18 protein-coding genes are annotated in these 18,729 nt (G+C 39.8%); 4 read left to right on the forward strand and 14 right to left on the reverse strand.

Annotated features, from left to right (window positions below):
• Nucleotides 1–161 precede the first annotated feature (161 nt).
• Nucleotides 162–980, reverse strand: coding sequence for a formate/nitrite transporter family protein (locus tag ACO1D1_RS13150; RefSeq protein ID WP_423336178.1), 819 nt, complete (start codon nucleotides 978–980; stop codon nucleotides 162–164).
• Between the two features lie 608 nt (nucleotides 981–1,588).
• On the opposite strand from ACO1D1_RS13150, the gene ACO1D1_RS13155 reads away from it, so the two are divergent.
• Nucleotides 1,589–1,987: a cation transporting ATPase C-terminal domain-containing protein gene (locus tag ACO1D1_RS13155; protein ID WP_423336179.1), complete on the forward strand. Its 399-nt coding sequence runs from the start codon at nucleotides 1,589–1,591 to the stop codon at nucleotides 1,985–1,987.
• A 277-nt stretch (nucleotides 1,988–2,264) separates the two neighbouring features.
• Entirely contained in the window at nucleotides 2,265–2,690 is a 426-nt protein-coding gene (locus ACO1D1_RS13160) for a hypothetical protein (protein ID WP_423336180.1), read from the forward strand.
• Nucleotides 2,691–2,791: 101 nt separating this feature from the next.
• On the opposite strand, the gene ACO1D1_RS13165 is transcribed toward ACO1D1_RS13160, so the two are convergent.
• From ACO1D1_RS13165 to ACO1D1_RS13175, 3 genes are all read right to left on the reverse strand, one after another.
• Nucleotides 2,792–3,646: a hydrogenase small subunit gene (locus tag ACO1D1_RS13165; protein ID WP_423336181.1), complete on the reverse strand. Its 855-nt coding sequence runs from the start codon at nucleotides 3,644–3,646 to the stop codon at nucleotides 2,792–2,794.
• A 239-nt stretch (nucleotides 3,647–3,885) separates the two neighbouring features.
• Complete coding sequence (locus tag ACO1D1_RS13170; RefSeq protein ID WP_423336182.1) at nucleotides 3,886–4,875, reverse strand: proline dehydrogenase family protein; 990 nt, start codon at nucleotides 4,873–4,875, stop codon at nucleotides 3,886–3,888.
• A gap of 186 nt (nucleotides 4,876–5,061) precedes the next feature.
• Nucleotides 5,062–6,603: a DHA2 family efflux MFS transporter permease subunit gene (locus ACO1D1_RS13175; protein WP_423336183.1), complete on the reverse strand. Its 1,542-nt coding sequence runs from the start codon at nucleotides 6,601–6,603 to the stop codon at nucleotides 5,062–5,064.
• A 208-nt stretch (nucleotides 6,604–6,811) separates the two neighbouring features.
• Here ACO1D1_RS13175 and ACO1D1_RS13180 point away from each other — a divergent pair, with 208 nt between their 5' ends.
• Complete coding sequence (locus ACO1D1_RS13180; protein ID WP_423336184.1) at nucleotides 6,812–7,696, forward strand: TetR/AcrR family transcriptional regulator; 885 nt, start codon at nucleotides 6,812–6,814, stop codon at nucleotides 7,694–7,696.
• Between the two features lie 51 nt (nucleotides 7,697–7,747).
• On the opposite strand, the gene ftsZ is transcribed toward ACO1D1_RS13180, so the two are convergent.
• The 4 genes from ftsZ to ACO1D1_RS13200 all read right to left on the reverse strand — a co-directional run bounded on the left by ftsZ (nucleotide 7,748) and on the right by ACO1D1_RS13200 (nucleotide 12,770).
• Complete coding sequence (ftsZ, locus tag ACO1D1_RS13185; RefSeq protein ID WP_411675494.1) at nucleotides 7,748–8,920, reverse strand: cell division protein FtsZ; 1,173 nt, start codon at nucleotides 8,918–8,920, stop codon at nucleotides 7,748–7,750.
• Between the two features lie 253 nt (nucleotides 8,921–9,173).
• Entirely contained in the window at nucleotides 9,174–11,084 is a 1,911-nt protein-coding gene (locus ACO1D1_RS13190) for a TRAP transporter permease (protein ID WP_423336189.1), read from the reverse strand.
• 34 nt (nucleotides 11,085–11,118) lie between these two features.
• A complete protein-coding gene (locus ACO1D1_RS13195; protein WP_423336185.1) occupies nucleotides 11,119–11,652 on the reverse strand; it encodes a DUF1850 domain-containing protein in 534 nt (177 codons plus the stop codon).
• Between the two features lie 113 nt (nucleotides 11,653–11,765).
• Nucleotides 11,766–12,770, reverse strand: a complete 1,005-nt coding sequence (locus tag ACO1D1_RS13200; protein ID WP_149870359.1) for a TAXI family TRAP transporter solute-binding subunit — start codon at nucleotides 12,768–12,770, stop codon at nucleotides 11,766–11,768.
• Nucleotides 12,771–13,008: 238 nt separating this feature from the next.
• Here ACO1D1_RS13200 and ACO1D1_RS13205 point away from each other — a divergent pair, with 238 nt between their 5' ends.
• Nucleotides 13,009–13,986, forward strand: coding sequence for a 2-hydroxyacid dehydrogenase (locus tag ACO1D1_RS13205; protein ID WP_149870360.1), 978 nt, complete (start codon nucleotides 13,009–13,011; stop codon nucleotides 13,984–13,986).
• Nucleotides 13,987–14,072: 86 nt separating this feature from the next.
• On the opposite strand, the gene ACO1D1_RS13210 is transcribed toward ACO1D1_RS13205, so the two are convergent.
• The 6 genes from ACO1D1_RS13210 to ACO1D1_RS13235 all read right to left on the reverse strand — a co-directional run bounded on the left by ACO1D1_RS13210 (nucleotide 14,073) and on the right by ACO1D1_RS13235 (nucleotide 18,646).
• On the reverse strand, nucleotides 14,073–14,747 hold the full coding sequence (locus ACO1D1_RS13210; RefSeq protein WP_149870361.1) for a DUF1028 domain-containing protein: 675 nt from the start codon (nucleotides 14,745–14,747) through the stop codon (nucleotides 14,073–14,075).
• Between the two features lie 88 nt (nucleotides 14,748–14,835).
• Nucleotides 14,836–15,288, reverse strand: a complete 453-nt coding sequence (locus ACO1D1_RS13215; protein WP_149870362.1) for a Rid family hydrolase — start codon at nucleotides 15,286–15,288, stop codon at nucleotides 14,836–14,838.
• A 114-nt stretch (nucleotides 15,289–15,402) separates the two neighbouring features.
• Nucleotides 15,403–16,101, reverse strand: a complete 699-nt coding sequence (locus tag ACO1D1_RS13220; RefSeq protein WP_149870363.1) for an ABC transporter ATP-binding protein — start codon at nucleotides 16,099–16,101, stop codon at nucleotides 15,403–15,405.
• Entirely contained in the window at nucleotides 16,094–16,888 is a 795-nt protein-coding gene (locus ACO1D1_RS13225; RefSeq protein ID WP_149870364.1) for an ABC transporter ATP-binding protein, read from the reverse strand. Before ACO1D1_RS13225 ends, ACO1D1_RS13220 begins: the two co-directional genes overlap by 8 nt.
• A complete protein-coding gene (locus ACO1D1_RS13230) occupies nucleotides 16,878–17,903 on the reverse strand; it encodes a branched-chain amino acid ABC transporter permease (RefSeq protein WP_149870365.1) in 1,026 nt (341 codons plus the stop codon). The genes ACO1D1_RS13225 and ACO1D1_RS13230 overlap by 11 nt, the downstream gene beginning before the upstream one ends.
• A gap of 14 nt (nucleotides 17,904–17,917) precedes the next feature.
• The gene (locus tag ACO1D1_RS13235) at nucleotides 17,918–18,646 is read right to left on the reverse strand and encodes a branched-chain amino acid ABC transporter permease (protein WP_423336186.1); all 729 of its coding nucleotides are present in this window, start codon (nucleotides 18,644–18,646) and stop codon (nucleotides 17,918–17,920) included.
• Between the last annotated feature and the right edge of the window lie 83 nt (nucleotides 18,647–18,729).

Raw genomic sequence — 18,729 nt, forward strand, 5'->3', positions numbered from 1 at the left:
TAAAATCCCGTAAATGCAAAATTGGGAATACTTCCATTCACCCATTTTATTCCTGCCGGCATGTCAATATTACAGAGAGATTACACAGTTCAAGAAAAGTTGAGGTGCCTTTTTACGATATAAAAAACAGCAGAACAACCGCCCTGCTGATAAAAATATTTTTACCCCACTTTTTCCATTGACTTAATCATCTTTGACACGGTAGTGGCAGATTCATTTTTTCTATAGGCATACCAATATGCTATCGCAATAAAGATCGTTCCGCCTACAGCATTTCCTAAAAAGACCGGAACAAAATTATCCAAGTAGGCCATCCAACTAAAATGGCCAGCAAAGATGGCTGCTGGGATGACAAACATATTCGCTACCACATGCTGAAATCCGATTGCCACAAAGGTCATCGTTGGAAACCAAATACCGGCAATCTTACCGAACATGTCATTAGCACCATACGAAAGCCACACGGCTGCAGAAACAAGCCAATTACAGCCAATTCCTGATATAAATGCTTGGAGAAAGGATGCCTCAAGCTTGTGTTCTGCAATACTAATGGTCTTCCCAAGGTATGGGGCAGTTTCGGTAAGCCCAACAAGATGACCGAAAAAGTAGGCAACAAATATGGCACCGACAAAGTTACTGACCGAAACAAGAAACCAATTAACGAGTATATGCCTAGTAGAAACCTTGCTTGCCATCCAAGCAAGCGGGACGGCCATCATATTCCCCGTCAACAGTTCTCCCCCGGCAAGCAGCGTAAGAATAAGACCGATTGGGAACACGGATGCACCGATTAAACTGCTTAGCCCCTCTAAATGTGGTGATAAAGGTGCTGTAACGCGGATGAACAATAAGTAACCTATTGCAATAAATGCGCCTGCTTCAAAACCTAATATCATTGTTTGCACAAGAGAGTATTTTACTTTTTTTACGCCATTTTCGACAGTCAATTCCAAAATGTTTTCCGGTTTACTGAATCCCATATGTACTTCTCCTTTTGTAATTTCTTATCACTTAAAGTTTGTGAAATGATTAACATACCTCTATTTTATAGTACTTTCGCCATCAATCCTGTGAACATTTTTTAACATATTAAAATTCTGCCAAAGCTTTTATAATCCTTTTAAAAAACATAGAAAAAACAGCCCTATGGAAGGCTGTCTTGGTCTGAATTATTTACTTTGCGGAACTTTGCGGAATGATTAGGATGGGCACTTCTGAATTTCGACTTGCTCATGAGAATTGGAGACCCCACACAGCAAATTTGTAAAATGGCCAATGAATTATTGGTTAAGTACATTGAATACTGCAAATCGCGTGCTATATTGTGAAGTTTCGAACAATTTATGACATTATTAGATGTTAATCAGTTGTACACCCCCTATCTATGGTTTAATGAAATTAGCTAGGTTTTCCATCTCAATTTATTGGAGAGTGAAAATACCATGTGGTTTTCCAAAAGTATTGATTTGATTTTGGCGGAATTGAGGACTGACCCTTCTTCTTCATTGAAACAGCAAATTTAAAGGGAAATCCTACTGAAATTGCCCTCGTTGTTGCGGCAAGGCAGCATGGGTTTATTAAATAGGGATTGGACACAAGCTATCAACGAGTCTTCGAAATCCCCTTTGATTCTGAACGAAAAATGATGGCCACAGTCCATCAAAATGAGGGGCGTTTATTCGTGATGGTAAAGGGGGCGTTTGAAAGCATTCTTCCATTAACATCCTTTTTAGTTTGTCTAAACTTAAGGAACAATCATAAGTCACTTTTCAGCATAGGACTATTAACGAATAAATATTTATTGGGTTCGATATCAGGGGGAATTTGTATTCAAGTGGCATTAGTGAATATTCCGCTTTTCAATCAAATTTTTGAAATCAACAACTTAACTCTAAGGGATTGGCTGTTAGTTCTAACCCTGCCGCTGCTGCCGGTGATATTCAATGAGCTTTGGAAGGCCGGAAAGCGAATCTTTGAAGCTACATAAAATGTACCGAAGTTGAACATAAACGGAGCAAACAGCTGCTGAAAAATCGGCTGTTTGCTGTCTTAATATTAGGTAATTCGACAAAAATCTACATCATTCCAAGTGCTCATCACTTTTCTGCATTAAAGTGTGGTATAATAGATATGATGTACTGCATGCAGAGAGCCGTAAAGATAATAGTCGGCGTAATATAGCCACTTTTTTATAGTTTCCAACAATATGTAAACTGCCCAATGATGAACTTGAGATAGAAATGAATGTAGAAAAGGTGGTATATATGGAAAATTCAATCGAAACTGTTTATTTCTTAGAGAATCCTGAGAAGAATATCATTAAGTTTGCAACTGGCACACAGCTGCGCTACGAGGATGTCATTAAAGAGGTTTTTGGGGTGGCATGTATCAATGATCTACACATGATGCTCCAATATAACAAAAGTTTCCAAACAAGCATCTGTAAAAGTTATGGAATCAGTGAAAAGAAGATTACCCTGGATAAAATCATCCGAGTTGCATCTAAAGCAGATATGCTTCGGTTAAAAAAGCAAATGATAGAAGCACAAAAAAATAATATGAATGAAATACATCACGAAGAAGAATACTCCATCCGATGCCCTTTCGATTCCATCATAAAACTCCAAGAAGGACTTTACCAATGGGACGACGCCAATTTCTCCTACAGCGCTGTTACAAATGGTGCCTGACACCCTTTCTTGTATTATGATAGTTCTTATATTTGCATCATAGGAATATTCAATGGGGCGAAGCCGAATGGTTCCGCCCTCAATTTTTTTGCTCAATTCCTTCATTTCCGTTTTCTTTTTACTGTGCCACAGAATCCTCCTTTGTCCCAAAATCCCTTTTCCGAGCATCCAATACACGAAAATCCCGCAGCAATACAGCGGTCGTACCCCATTGATTCGCAAGCATTAAATGCTGTTGGGCCTTTACAGCCCAACTTAAATAAGCAATATCCTTTCCTTGTTCCCTCATCATCATAGCTTTCCACAAATAGTTTTTGATCAAAATAGGGTTTACGATGGCATGTCATATGGACTGTTTTCTGATAAAAAACCATAGGCCGCTTCTTTTTGTCAAGTTCAGGCAGTTCCCCATGAAAATGAATATGTAAGAGCGTTCCTATTATGGCCTCCGGAATCGGCGGGCAGCCCGGAACAAGCGCAACGGGCACTTCCTCAGGAATCACCGCCATTACATCCTCAGCATTCGTTGGATTTAAACCAGCAGCTGGGATACCACCCCATGCCGAACAGCTTCCCACGGCAATAACCGCCTTGGCATTTTTTGCGGCATGATAAATCTCTTCTCTTACTGATTTTCCAGCTATCATGAGAAATTCATCACTGCCGGGAACACTTCCTTCAACTGCTAGTACATATTCCCCTTTATATTTCTCAAAAATAGATTCCTTATGGGCTTCTACATGCTCCCCAGAGGCAGCGGAAAGCAGTTCACTATATTCCAATGAAATGAAATTCAACAATGTATCCAATGTACTTGGTTCAAAAGACCGAGTAAACGCCTCCTTGCAGCCAGTACAATCAAGTGCACTAATCCAAATAACAGGAAGTCTTTGATCTGTTTTCATAAGCATCTCTTCACTAACGCTAATTGCTTCTAACCAATTATAATCTGCCATACAATCATTCTCCCTTTCATTCGATTTTTTGAATTTACTTGTTCAATATTTCACATAAAACACTTTGAGTTGCTCGCTAATGGGCTATAGTTCAAGTGTATTGCTTAAGTTGAACCATTGTCTATTTCTTTTGAAAAAGTTAAAAAAATGTTCTTTAAAATATACTCAAGTTAAAAATCTAGAAAATCAAAAAAGACTCCCCGGCATAATTAAATGGCGGGCAGCCTTTTAATAATAAACTATTTCCGTTTTTTCTTCTTATCCTTAGACGTGGTCATTCTACCAATTAAAAATGCCCCGGCTGCTACACCGATGATTGTATTGGTTTTTTTATTAAAAACTTGCTTGGCAACTAGATTTAAATTCTGTGGTCTTTCAGCAAGTCGTCTCATAAAATACCCGTACCAATCGTTACCAAAAGGAACATACGTACAAAAGTTATATCCTTCACTTGCTAAATTTAGCTGCATCTCTTTCCTAAAACCATAGAGCATTTGGAATTCATATTTGTCTTTTGAAATATTATTACTTTTTACAAAATCTTTTACATGATTGATAATTCTATGGTCATGTGTGGCAATAGAAGTAAATTTTCCATTTAATAAATGCCATTCGATCAACTTGATATAATTGGCATCGATGTCTTTTTTATCTTGGTAAGCGATTTCTTCCGATTCCTTATAGGCTCCCTTTACAAGTCGAATCCGGAAGTTTTTATATTTTTCAACGTATTCAAGCGCATTATGGAAATAGGCCTGGATTACGGTCCCTACATTCTCAAATTCAACCGATAGGTCGTCCAATAAATTGAAAGTAAGTTCAAGGTGTTTAAAATCTTCCATATCGATATTGACAAACATATCAAATTGGCTTGCTTGAGCGACAATTTCCCTTACATTGTTCAAACAGAAGGAATAATCTATATCCAATCCTACCTGGGTTGGTTTAAGCGAAATATGGGCATTGACCTGATTCTCATGAATGGCCTCAATGACTTTCAGAATTTGTTCTTTTGCTGCTGTTGCTTCTTCTTCTTTAAAAACAAATTCTCCCAAATTATCAACAGTACAAGAGATACCGCGGGCATTAAGTTCTTTAATGCTTTTGATGACTTCTGGTATATTCGTGCCAGCTACTACGTTTTGCGCCCCCATTTTTAAGCCATATTTTTTTGCTGCACTATTAAGAAATTGGTTTTGGGATAAGCCCATGAATAGATCTTTCAACATCGCGATTACTCCTTGCTGTTGTTTTTTTATCATTATTATAGCATACGCTTTCAATAAAATTTATTTTGAGAATTTTCGGAAATAAAACGCTTTCTTACAAAAAAAAAATAGAAAAAAGCCCACTTCCAAATATGAAATGGGCTTATAAGCATAATGCTAATGGTGCAAAGGGTGTCAGGCACGAAATTAGTTTTCTGCTAATTTCGTCGTGACTTTTTTATTGGCGGCATTAGAGGTGCTGCCTCCTTTTAGTTCATCCCCTGCTTGTTTGACGCGTTTGATAAAGAATGCAAGTATTAGTGCTACGATTGAGATAAAGGTAGCGATTAGGAAGGAGTAATTGATACCATCTAATGTTGCCTGCATCATTATCTGTTGTTTCATTTCAGTAAGTGCCGCTGGTGTCGGTTTCCCAGTCAAATGTTTCATAGCCTCTTCACCAAGTATCTTCCCTTGTGACTCTGCTCGGTTTGACATGATTGTGACCATTAAGGCAGTACCAATCGCACCAGCAACCTGATTTAATGTATTGTTCATAGCTGTCCCATGCGGGTAGAACTGCCTTGGTAATTGATTTAGACCATTCGTCGAAACTGGCATCATAACCATAGACATCCCAAATGCACGAATTGAGTACAAAATGATTAGATGTGTATAGCTAGTATGAAGTGTTAACTTACTAAAACCATATGTTGTCACCACAATAATCGCTAAACCAATAACCGCCAATATCCGGCCGCCAATTTTATCAAATAATTTCCCTGTGACTGGTGACATAAATGCCATTAAAATGGCCCCAGGCATTAACATTAATCCTGCATCCATTGGTGAGATGCCTCGAAGGTTCTGCACATAAATTGGAAGCAGCAGCATACCGGAAAACAAAGCCATATTAACTGTCATTGCTATGACTGATGACAATGCAAACATAGGGTATTTATAGACCCTGAAATTTAATAATGGCTGTTCTATTTTATACTGACGCAAAATAAATACAAACAATGAAACAACACCCACTATAATTGTACCGTATACTTGTGGGTTATCCCATCCCTTACTTCCTGCAGAACTAAAACCATAAAGAATACCGCCAAAACCAATACTTGATAATAGAAGCGATAAAAAGTCGAGCCGGATATCGACTTTTTCTTTTTTATCTTTAAGCAAGAAAATACCAAGTAATAAAACAATGATGGCAATTGGTGTAATAAAATGAAAAAGCATTCTCCAGTCATAATGTTCAATAATCCAGCCTGATAATGTCGGACCAATTGCTGGGGCAAACATTAAAATCAGGCCAAAAACACCCATCGCTGCTCCCCTTTTTTCGATTGGGAAGGCTACGAGCATCACGTTCATTAACAACGGCATCAAGATTGCCGAACCTGAGGCCTGAAGCATCCGCCCTGCTAATAGAAGCGGAAAGACATGGGCAAAACCGGCGAGTATCGTCCCGGCTGTAAATAAAGCCATGGCCGCTAAAAAAATATGCCGGACCGAAAACTTTTGAATTAAAAATGCACTTGCTGGGATTAAAATTCCATTTACGAGCATAAAGCCTGTGGTTAGCCACTGAACGGTGGAAGCTTCAACGTTCAAGTCCTTCATTATGGAAGGAAGCGCAATGTTTAATAACGTATTATTTAAAAATGAAATAAATGCTCCGATCATTAATACCGCTATTATCCCATATGGCGGACGATCGTGCTTTTTTATGGATTGATCCATTCAAGTTCCCCCTTAGACATATAGTTCAAATTTATCCTCTAAATTCGCATAAACAATATCTTATACCTTTAGTTCAAATTTTGCAATCAAAAAATATCCTGTTATTTAATGGGTTTGTAACCTATAAAAAATTAAGGTACTATTATTTTTATACAACCGGTTTTTTATACAGGCAGTCTAAACAACCAAATAATTAAGGGTGATCAAAATGAATGACAGGAAACAGCATGTGGTTGATTCGGCCCGTCAATTATTTATTGACAAGGGTTTTCAGGCTACGTCTATACAGGACATTTTAAATTACAGCGGAATCTCAAAAGGAACATTTTATAACTATTTTTCATCTAAAAATGAATTATTAATCGCTCTATTTAAAATGATAAATAAAAAGCTTGATCAAAATCGGAATGAATTATTGATGGGCGAAGATCCAGCCGATATAGATATCTTTATTAAGCAAGTGATCATGCAATTGAAAATGCATAGAAGTAATAAATTATTTTTTCTATATGAAGAAGTGCTAGTATCAAATGATGAAGAGCTTAAGCAATTTATGCGGGATGGCCAGTTAAGGAATGTTCAGTGGATATACAATCGATTTATTGATCTATTTGGAGAAGCGAAAAAAGACTATTTGTTAGATTGTGCCATAATGTTTGTAGGAATCTTACTCCACAATCTTAAATTTCAAGGAATGGCAAATAAGTCAAATTCGCGGGATTATGAAAAAATTGTCCGCTATAGTATGAAACGTACAGCGACTATGATTGAGGATGTTTCAGAAAAAGGGGAACAATTACTTCACCCCGAGGTGTTAAAGGAGTGGATCCCGCATTGTAAGAATAGCAGCAAGCATTTCCAACATGACCTTGTTCACACCATATTGTCATTAAAAAAATCGCTTAGCCATAACGAAGAGAAGTTGAAATACATGGAGTTATTAGAATTTATTCAGGATGAACTATTAAACAGCAAGAAACCGAGAAGATTTCTTGTTGAAAGCGCCCTTTCATCCTTACAGGTGAAAAATAACCTGTTCGATCAGGAGAAATTACAAAAACTCATACAACTGGCGACATCTCTTTTTGAATAGCTTGAAGAAAAAAGCTAACCCCCAAACAATAAAGGTTTGGGGGTTTATGAGTTATCTTGACCTTCTATTTCGATTTCGTAAAAATGCCGGGATATCTAGTAAATCATCATTCTCCTGCTGATCGATACGATGATCATTTTGCTCTTCATTTGGCTGATGCCAATGAGGTTCTTCCTGGTACTGGCTTTGATGTCGATACTCGTTTACCGGCTCCTCCTCAATGGTTTGTTCACGTTTAGACCGTTTTTTATCTTCAGGAGCAGACACCTTTGGCGAAGGGCTGTCATCATCAACAAACCCGGTAGCAATAACAGTAATCATAATTTCCTCTTTTAAGCTCTCGTTGATAATAGAACCAAAAATCATATTTAATTCCTTGTCTGCTGCAGACGCTACGATATCAGCTGCCTCTTGTACCTCATACAAACTGAGATTACTGCCGCCAGTGATATTCATAAGTACACCTTGAGCTCCATTAATGGAAGTTTCAAGTAATGGACTGGAAATCGCCTTTTTTGCAGCTTCAACAGCACGGTGTGGACCTTTTGCAACACCAATTCCCATTAACGCTGTTCCTTGATTCGTCATAATCGTTTTCACGTCAGCAAAATCCAGGTTGATTAAGCCAGGAACTGCAATTAAATCCGATATTCCCTGTACACCTTGACGAAGGACGTTATCCGCTTCCCTAAACGCTTCAACCATCGGTGTTTTTTTATCAACAATCTGTAATAAACGATCGTTTGGAACAATAATTAAGGTATCCACCGCTTGTCTCATTGCCTCAATGCCGCTTGCTGCATTTACCGCACGCTTGCGCCCTTCAAATCCAAAGGGGCGAGTGACAACACCTATCGTTAAAGCCCCGAGCGTACGAGAAATTTCCGCTATCGCCGGTGCAGCCCCTGTGCCTGTACCGCCGCCCATTCCGGCTGTGACAAAGACCATATCTGCCCCTTCTAATACCTCTTTCAGCTGATTTTTGCTTTCTTCTACGGCCTTTCTTCCTACTTCCGGATTCGCACCTGCTCCTAATCCTCTAGTCAATGATGCCCCAATTTGCATTTTAATCTCTGCTTTTGATAGATTAAGAGCCTGTGAATCAGTATTTACTGCAATAAATTCGACTCCTTGAATCCCGCCTTCTATCATGCGGTTAACGGCGTTATTCCCACCGCCGCCAACACCGATTACTTTTATTCTCGCTATTTGATCTATATTCATATCAAAATCCCACACTGACAATACCTCCTAGCCTGAAGACAACATTACTTCATTTTTCAGAAAATTCACCTTAATGTTATTATATGATATTTATCCTAAAAAAACTAATGACTATTATATTTTAGCAAAATAATAGAGTAGTTACTATAGTACGTCTTATTCAAATTGAACGTAATAAGTAAATTTAGTCGGTTCCTCTATTTATTCTTTTTATTAATGGAAAAAGCCCCCGTTCAATAACAGGGACACTACGCTAGCTTTCCTGAACTTTTGTTTTGCTGCCACCTTTAAACATATATTGCAGGGCGAGCAGGAGGCCAAAAGACACCAGGCCAATAATATCACTAATTTTTTCTGGATAAATCAGACATAACCCGGAGATAAAGACAAGCACCCGTTCAATCCAATACATTTTTCGCATCCAAAAGCCAATTACTCCTGCACTAATCGCTATCATCCCAATGAAGGCGGTAAACACAACCCAAATCAAATAGGTCCATGTCGTATCAATCATTAACAACTCAGGTGACAGGACAAACATATACGGAATGATAAAGGCAGAAATGGCCAGCTTGGAGGACTCTACCCCTGTTTTGAAAGGCTCCCCGCCCGAAATGGCTGCTGCGGCAAAAGCGGCCAAGGCTACCGGCGGCGTGATATCGGCAACAATCCCAAAATAGAACACGAACAAATGGGCTGATAAATCAGGGACACCTAATAAAATGATTGCAGGTGCGGCAATCGTTGAGGTAATTACATAATTAGCCGTCGTAGGCGAACCCATCCCCAAAATTAGAGAGGCAATCATTGTTAAGAATAATGTTGGAAGAAGTGCTCCCCCTGATAGATCAAGCAGCCCATTTGCCATTTTTAAACCTAGTCCTGTTTTCGTAACCACCCCGACAATGATCCCCGCAGCTGCAGTTGCTGCCGCTACTCCGAGGGCAGTTCTTGCCCCATCAACAAGTGCCTCAATGATTCCTTTTAGGCCAATTCGCGTTTCTTTTCGAATCCCACTAACCACCACCGTAATCACAATCGACCATAATGCCGCTCGTATAACACTCATTCCAGACATCATTAAAAGAATGATGGAGATTATCGGTACTAATAAGTATAAATTTCCAAATACCTCTCTCCGGTTTGGCATTTCTTCTTTTGTTAAACCGCGGAGACCGATTCGCTTGGCCTCAAAATGCGTCATGATCCATATGCCGGTAAAATAGAGGATCGCGGGAATAGCAGCCGCTTTAGCGATATCCCAATAACTGATGCCTCCGCCGATGAACTCTACCATCAAGAAAGCAGCAGCACCCATGACTGGCGGCATTAATTGTCCGCCGGTCGAAGACGATGCTTCCACTGCACCGGCAAATTCCTTTTTATAGCCAAGATTTTTCATCATCGGTATCGTAAACGCGCCGGAGGTCACAACGTTCGCGACTGAACTGCCGCTTATTGTTCCCTGCAAGGCGCTTGAAAAGACGGCAACCTTAGCCGGCCCACCGACACTCCTCCCTGCAATTGCAATCGAAAGATCATTAAAATATTCCCCAACCCCCGTTTTGATTAAAAAGGAACCAAATAATAAGAATAGAAAGATAAATGTGGATGAAACGGCAAGCGGCGTACCAAGGATCCCTTCAGTGGTAAAAAACATCGTTTGCACCAGCCGCTCCAGATCAAGCCCGCGATGGGCAATAAACCCCGGCATGTATGGCCCAAACACGGCATAGACCATAAAGAGAACGGCGATGATGGTTATAGGCAATCCAACCGCACGGCGCGTCGCTTCTAACACCAACAAAATCGCTGCCATTCCTATATAGAAATCTAAGCTAGTTACATTTCCTGCCCGCAATACCAAATCATCAATCATCAAGGGCCAATAGGCGCCGATAATGACTGATAATGCCGCTAGCATCATATCGTACCATGCCACTTTATGTTCTTTTCCCCTATTCTTCCTTCGTGCTGGAAAAAGTAAAAAAATGAGTGCAAGAGCAAATCCTAAATGAATCGAGCGCTGAAGCTGTGCTGTTAATACCCCAAAGATACTCGTATAAAGCTGAAACAAGGAAAACGCTAACAGTCCTCCAAAGGTGATCCATCCCATCATACCTTTTAATTTCCTAGTTCCAGCTTCCGGATCATATTTCTCCATCAGCTCCTGCTGTTTTTCTTCAGATAGTGCCTCTTCATAATGACTCAAGAATATTCACTCCCTTCCATTGCTCAAGCAATGTAAGCTTTCGTATTTCAACCTTGACTGACGTTCCCGGTTTAATCGAATGTGATAATGTGTATTCTGTGTTTTTATAAATCACCCGATGGTTGGCGCGAACCTGTCCAATTCGTAAATAAAAGTAAGGAAAAATTCTCTTCATGTTTCTGATATAATATTTTCCACTTTTTTGTTCAAAGGTTTCTCCCTCTTCAGCATTTGATGGCATACCAATGGAAAAATCCTCATATTCCAATTCAACTTGCCGAATCAGTTGTCTTGGTGTAATGTGATAACTTTCGATCACATCTGATAAATGAATCGAATGGGTGTATTTAATCTTAAATTGTTTTTCATCTTTTATTGGAATGAAAGCAAGCTTTTGATTTGAGTGATTCGGTTCAAATACAATGGTTTGCTGGAGCGGAATGCCCGCTAGGAAGGTGATAGCAATTACAAAGCAGATTACTAGTATAATGGTCAGGTGTACTAGCTTTTTATTTTTCATAATATCTCCTTACACCTTTTCAATCTTTACATCATTCCAAAAACCGGAGAAAAGGAGACCGGCACGCTCTTCTGCTGCCGGTCAACATTTGATGATATAAATGGATTCACAGCTTACTGTGCTTTTACCCCTTTTTCGTCAAAATATTTTTTTGCTCCTGGATGGACTTCAATTCCCACACCGTTAAGCGCATTTTCTACTTTGATTAATTTCCCTTTCGCATGTGTCACTTTATCAAGATTTTCAAAGATAGCCTTCGTAATATCGTAAACTACTTGTTCTGAAAGGTCGCTCCTTGCCACCAGCATCGCTTGAACTGCTACCGTTGAAACTGCCCCCTCTAACCCGTATGTTCCAGCGGGAATCTCGTCTTTAATGTAATATGGGTACTTTTTAATCAAGGCCTCAATTTTGTCTTGAGCTATTGGGATGATGACAACATCCTCTGTTGCTGATAGACTTTCAACAGCGCCAGTAGGGATTCCCGCTGTTACAAATGCTGCATCAATGGTCCCATCTTGAATGCCTTGAGTAGATTCATCAAAAGATAGATCTTGTTTCTTAATATCATCAAACGTCATCCCGTGGACTTCGAGTATTTGTTCAGCATTTGGATTTGTTCCAGATCCAGGGGCACCGACAGAAACCTTTTTTCCCTTTAGATCTTCTACAGACTTAATCCCAGACTTTTTCGTAGTAACGATTTGAATCGTTTCCGGGTAAAGGGTCGCAATCGCTTTTACATTGTCCACTTTTTTGTCCTTAAACATTAATGTTCCTTGATTCGCATAGGAAGCAATATCGGTTTGTGAAAAAGCAATTTCAGCATCACCATTTTTCAGGGTTGTCATGTTTTCCGCTGAAGCACCTGATGTCTCCGCATTTGCCTCAATACCTGTTTCATCTTTAATAATTTTCGCAAACGATCCACCTAGTGGATAATAGGTACCACCCGTTCCCCCAGTTAGAATACTAATGAATTTTGGTTTCTCTTCTGCTTTTTTCGCGTCGCCTGAACCCTCTTTTTTCCCGCCTTCCTCCTTACTGCCACAGGCAGCTAGAAACATTGACATCACTAAAAGAAAGACCAATGATAGAAATAAACTTCTCTTCTTCAAATTGAAAACATCCCCCTTTATTCATTTTCTATCTGTCGTATTTATTCTTATTAGGAGGGACCAATAAACTTGTCAAATATAATTAAAATAGTGCTTTAGGCCTATTTTGAAATCAAAATGGTGATATTTCCATTTTTCTCATTTTCAGAATTGTTGACTCACTCGAATCTTTATGTCAATTTAGAAACATAATGTCAATATTCAATCACATCATCTTGTGGAAGGAGTCATTTTGCTCATGAAGAGAAAAGTCATTGCCTATAACTTTGTATTAACCGAAGCCTTAAAAAAATTGGAGGACAAATTTGAGGTTGAAATATTTGATGGGATTGATCCAAAAACAGATACCTCCTTCTTAGTTGCCCTAAAGGAAGTAGAAGGGATTGTGGGCCTGGCGCTTCCCGTTGATCAGGAGTTCCTAGATCTTGCACCCAATTTAAAGATAGTCTCAAATAACTCTACCGGCTACAATAATCTTTCGATTGAAGAAATGACGAAACGGGGCGTAATGGGGACAAATACACCCGGCGTACTCGAGAATACAACAGCCGACGCCATTTTCGGCATTCTTCTTGCAGCTGCACGAAGGATCCCGGAATTAGACCACTTTGTGAAAACAGGAAATTGGAAGCAGCATTTAACCACAGAACAATATGCAATTGACGTCCATCATAAAACTTTAGGAATAATTGGAATGGGAAAAATTGGTTCAGCCATTGCAAAACGTGCCCATTTCGGTTTTGATATGAACATTTTATATCACAACCGTTCTCGCAACGCTTCAGCAGAGGAGCGATATAATGCTACATACTGTGACCTTGATACATTACTTAAAGAAGCTGATTTTGTTTGCTTAATGACCCCCCTCACACCAGAAACCGAGAATTTGATTGGGGAACGCGAATTTAAGCTGATGAAGAACTCATGTATTTTTGTGAATGGCTCACGTGGAAAAACAGTAGATGAAACGGCACTGATTGAGGCATTAAGAAATAAAGAGATTCACGGTGCAGCATTGGACGTATTCCGAACCGAGCCAATCCAGCCGGATCATCCATTACTACAATTCCCTAATGTGGTAACGACACCACATATTGGTTCATCCACTCATGAAACAGAACTGAAAATGGCAAACCTGGCTGTTGAAAATTTGCTGGCGGGACTTACGGGCAATCGACCTAAAAATTTGATTAATCCTGAATTGCTAGACAAATAATAGAAGAAACAAATAGTGCCTGTCTCCGCATGACAATTAAATCAAAGCGGAACAGGCACCATGCTTTAAAGGTTTATTACAATCTATTACTCGTCACCTTTTACCCCATAGGATGGAGCTATTTCAGGGATGACTGCCCTTACTTTGTAATCGTTTGCCTGTGGACCGTAGATTTCCCAAAGCTTTTTTAAATCCTCAAGCGGCTGCTCACTAAAATCCACTCGTAAATCAACATAGGCGAACGGTTCGTCTGTAAAAACAAGAAGTCCTATAGAGCGTTCTTGATCCAGCTCCCCGCCCATTTGGAACCCCTTTTCGATTGCAGCAATTAACCGTTCAGTCAGAGGCTGCCCTTCTGTCCGTAGGAATTCTCGGCCCATGGCTTCCGGAATATCAGGGTCACTTAGCAAATTACCGATGCTGGCAACATTTTGCGCGCAAAACTCACCATGTACACCTAATGCATTCGAACCAGTGAAGGCAGCTGGTTTTCCGTTTGCATCAACTACCGCCAACTGTCTGTAATCCGGAAATGGTGATGTTGCCTTCATTGCGCGAATCGCCGCTTCCGCATCATAACCATTTTCTAAAACTGAAAAACCAATTGCTGCTAACCGTGGATCAGTCACATTTTGTGTTAAAATAGCACCGACACCTGTTTTCACCCATGGGCATCTTGCCCCAACAGATGGACTGCTGGACGTAACAACGACTCCAAATGCACCCGTGGCAGCACAACGTCCTGCTACTGAAAATGTCATTAAATTCCTCCTTGGTGACACAATTATTCAACTTATTATCACTATTTTCACTATAACAATAGTAATAATAATCAGTAAAAAAACTATATTATTCGCTAATTACTGCCTCGACATCAATTTCCATTAACATTTCAGGCATGGCAAAACCGCTGACTAGTAATCCTGTGCTGCATGGATAAACATCTTTGAAATGTTTCCCGATAACCGGATAAACTTTGCTTCGATCTTCGCGGTGCATCAAGTAGACTGTTATTTTACAAATATCATTAATCGTACCGCCAGCCTCTTCGATTAGCTGTTTCACACAAGTACAAGCCATTTCTGCCTGCTCGACTACATCTCCAACACCATGAAAGTTTCCATCTAAATCAAATCCTGTCTGTCCCCTTAAGAAAATCCGATTTCCTGCTCTTACTGCCATACTAAATTCATTTACAATATGGTGCTCCGGTTTTCCTAAATGTTTTGGATAATACTGGTCTGTTTTGAATTTACGGAATCTTTGAATTTCTACCTTTTTGGTTTCACCATGAACTGACATCCTTGATCATCCTCTCATCTAGTCATTTAAGGAATTAATCCTTATTTGGTCCTTAAACATAATATAAAGTCTATTCAGAAAATTGTCAAGTTTGCGAAAAAATTAATTGCTCTTTTATCCAAGATAGGACCGATGAACAAGCTCACTTTCTTTTAACTCTTTTTTCGTCCCTTGACCAGCCAATCTGCCTGCCATTAAAACATAGCCTCGGCTGCAAAAATCAATCGCCATTTCCGCGTTTTGGTCGACTAATAGAATCGTTGTACCTTGCTGATGCAATTCTGTGATTTTATCATACACTTCAAATACTAGTTTAGGTGATAACCCCATAGAAGGTTCATCAAGCAATAATAGTTTCGGACTTGTCATCATCGCACGTGCGATAGCCAGCATTTGTTGCTCTCCGCCTGAAAGAAGACCAGCCAATTGTTCCCGCCTTTCACGGAGGATGGGAAAAGGTTCTGTCACCTCTTCAGCACGTTGCTGACGTTCCTTTGCAGATAGGGTATACCCCCCCAAAAGCAAATTATCCCAAACAGAAAGTAATGGAAATACATGCCGTCCTTCGGGAACAAGTGTCATACCTCGACTGACTAGTTTAAACGTTTTTTCATTTGCGATTGACTTACCGGACAGCTGAATATCCCCGCTTTTCGGACGGAGCTCTCCGATGATTGTTTTCAATAAAGTACTCTTTCCTGCCCCATTTGCGCCAATCACAGAGACGGCTTCCTTTTCTTCCACCTTAATACTGACCTTATCTAAAGCACATATTTGTCCATAGTAGGTACTCACATTCGAGATATTAAGCATTTACCTCAGCCCTCCCCATATAGGCTTCCAATACTGCAGGATGACTCTGAATCACTTCAGGAGGACCTTCGACCAGCTTTTCTCCAAAATTAATCACAGTGATTTTGTTTGACAGCGCATTCACGAGATGCATGTCATGTGCAATAATTAAAATAGTGATACCCTGTTTATTGACTTGCGTAAACAGTTCCATAAGCTCGTTTGTTTCCGTCTGATTCATGCCGGCAGTTGGCTCATCAAGTAATAACAGCCGTGGATTGGTTGCCAATGCCCTGGCGATTTCCACTCGTCTTTGGTTGCCATACGATAATTTTGCCGCATATTCATTACGCATATCCCACAACCCTACAAAATGCAAAATTTCTTCAATCAGCTTTTTGGCAGAGTATTCGTTGTTTCGAAAGTTCTTTGTTCGAAATAAAGCCGGGAGAAGTTTCGCGCCCGTCAACAGATAGGTTCCAATCAACACTGTTTCAAAAACAGTCATATCCGGAAATAAACGAATATTTTGGAAGGTTCGCGATACACCTTTCTGTGCAATTATATCAGGTCTCAAAGCTGTGATATTTTGATTGACTAGTTTTATTTTCCCTTCGTCGGGTGTAATCACTCCAGTGATCAGGTTAAAAAGTGTGCTTTTACCAGCTCCATTTGGTCCAATGATGGCATGAATATTGTTTTCGGTAACGGAAAAAGATAGATTGTTAACAGCCTTTACTCCCCCGAAGGCTTTTGAGAGATTCGTAACGGTTAAAATAGCTGAATTATTAACAAGATTACTGCTCATAACTCAACCCCTCTTTCTCTACCACCTTTTTTTCTGCTTGACCTGATCCTTTTTGAAGACGTCTTTTGGACATTTGGAATAGTCCCATAATTCCTTTAGGGAAAAACATAATCATAATGACGATCAAGCATCCATAAATCAGCATTCTTAATTCTGGTGTTTCTCTTAAAGCTTCAGAAGAAACCGTCAGAATGACCGCTCCAATAATTGCACCTGCAATCGAGCCCTGCCCGCCAATCATAACCATGGTTAAGATCGTGACAGACATTCCAAAAGCGAATGTTTCCGGACTGACCACATGAAGAAAGTGGGCATAAAGGGCACCGGCCGCACCGCAAAAGGCTGATGATATGGTAAACATGGTAACTTTTGTTTTAAATATAGGAATTCCCATTGCTTGAGCAGCCAATTCATCATCACGAATGGCGGTACATGCACGCCCAAACCCGGATTTGATAATCAGCCATGTGATCAAAATACCTAAATAAACAAAGATTAATAACAAGGGATAATAATCATGGTATTGGATAAATGGAAATTCAAATAACCCTATTGTAATTGTTGGAGGTGCTGATATTCCCGCAATCCCCATGGGACCACCGGTTAAATCTGTCCAGTTAAGAAAAACTAGCCAGATAATAGTTCCAAAAGCAAGTGTTGCCATAACGAGGTATTCTTCAATTAATTTCAACCCAATAAATCCAATAACAAACCCAATTACCGCCGTAACGACAATCGAAAATGGGAGTGTTAACCATAGGGAAAAACCGAGGCTTTTCGCCATAATCGCAGCTACATAAGCACCAATCCCAAAGAACGCACCATGCCCCACGGAAACCTGACCTGTATAACCCACAATTAAATCAAGTCCCAAAGAAAGGATGGCATAGATTAAAATAAGATCGATAACATACATAATGTAAGGATTTGCTATGCCAAGCGGAAGGAGAAATAATGCAATTCCTCCAAAAATAAACACGATTTTTCTAAAACCTGTTTTTTTGATTTGTTCCATTTCTTCTCCCTCCTTTACACTTTCTGTTGGACAATTTTCCCAAAAATCCCTTGAGGACGCACAAGTAAGATAATTAATAGAATGACCATTGCAACCGCATCTCGGTAACCGGAGGAAATGAACCCAGCAGCGAAGCTTTCAATAATACCAAGCAATAAGCCGGCGATCATTGCACCTGGAATATTGCCCATTCCTCCCATAACGGATGCTGTAAATCCCTTCAAACCGGCAAAAACACCCATTGTAGGATAAACGAGAAACACCGGTCCTACCAAAATACCGGCAAGTGCTCCGACGGCTGATCCGATGGCAAAGGTAATCGAAATAATCTTATTTGCATTAATTCCCATTAATTGGGTTGCTTTAATATTTTGCGAAGCTGCTTGAACGGCTTTACCCATCAGCGTTCTATTAATAAATAACTCTAGTACAATCATGACAAGAATTGTAAGGATAATGATGAAAATATAATGCTGATTGATCATCATATCTCCAATAGCAATATTTTTAGAAAGAAAGGGAGAGGTTAATCTTTCAGGTGTCGCCCCCCAAATATATTGGGCCAAATTTTGCAGAACAATCGAAATTCCAATTGCTGCAATTAATAAATTCAGTTTTGGTGCGTTTCTCATCCTCATATAAACCATTTTTTCCATGAGATAACCAAGCAGTGCCCCGGCGCATACTCCTCCAAGGTACGCAAGCCAGATAGGTGTATCTAATAATAGAAGATAAAGGGACACGAATGCCCCTCCATATAAACCTCACCATGTGCAAAGTTGATAAAACGAAGCACATTCCATACCATTGTGTAACCGATGGCCGA

The organism is Neobacillus sp. 19 (genome assembly GCF_049463095.1).
Lineage (GTDB): Bacteria > Bacillota > Bacilli > Bacillales > Cytobacillaceae > Neobacillus.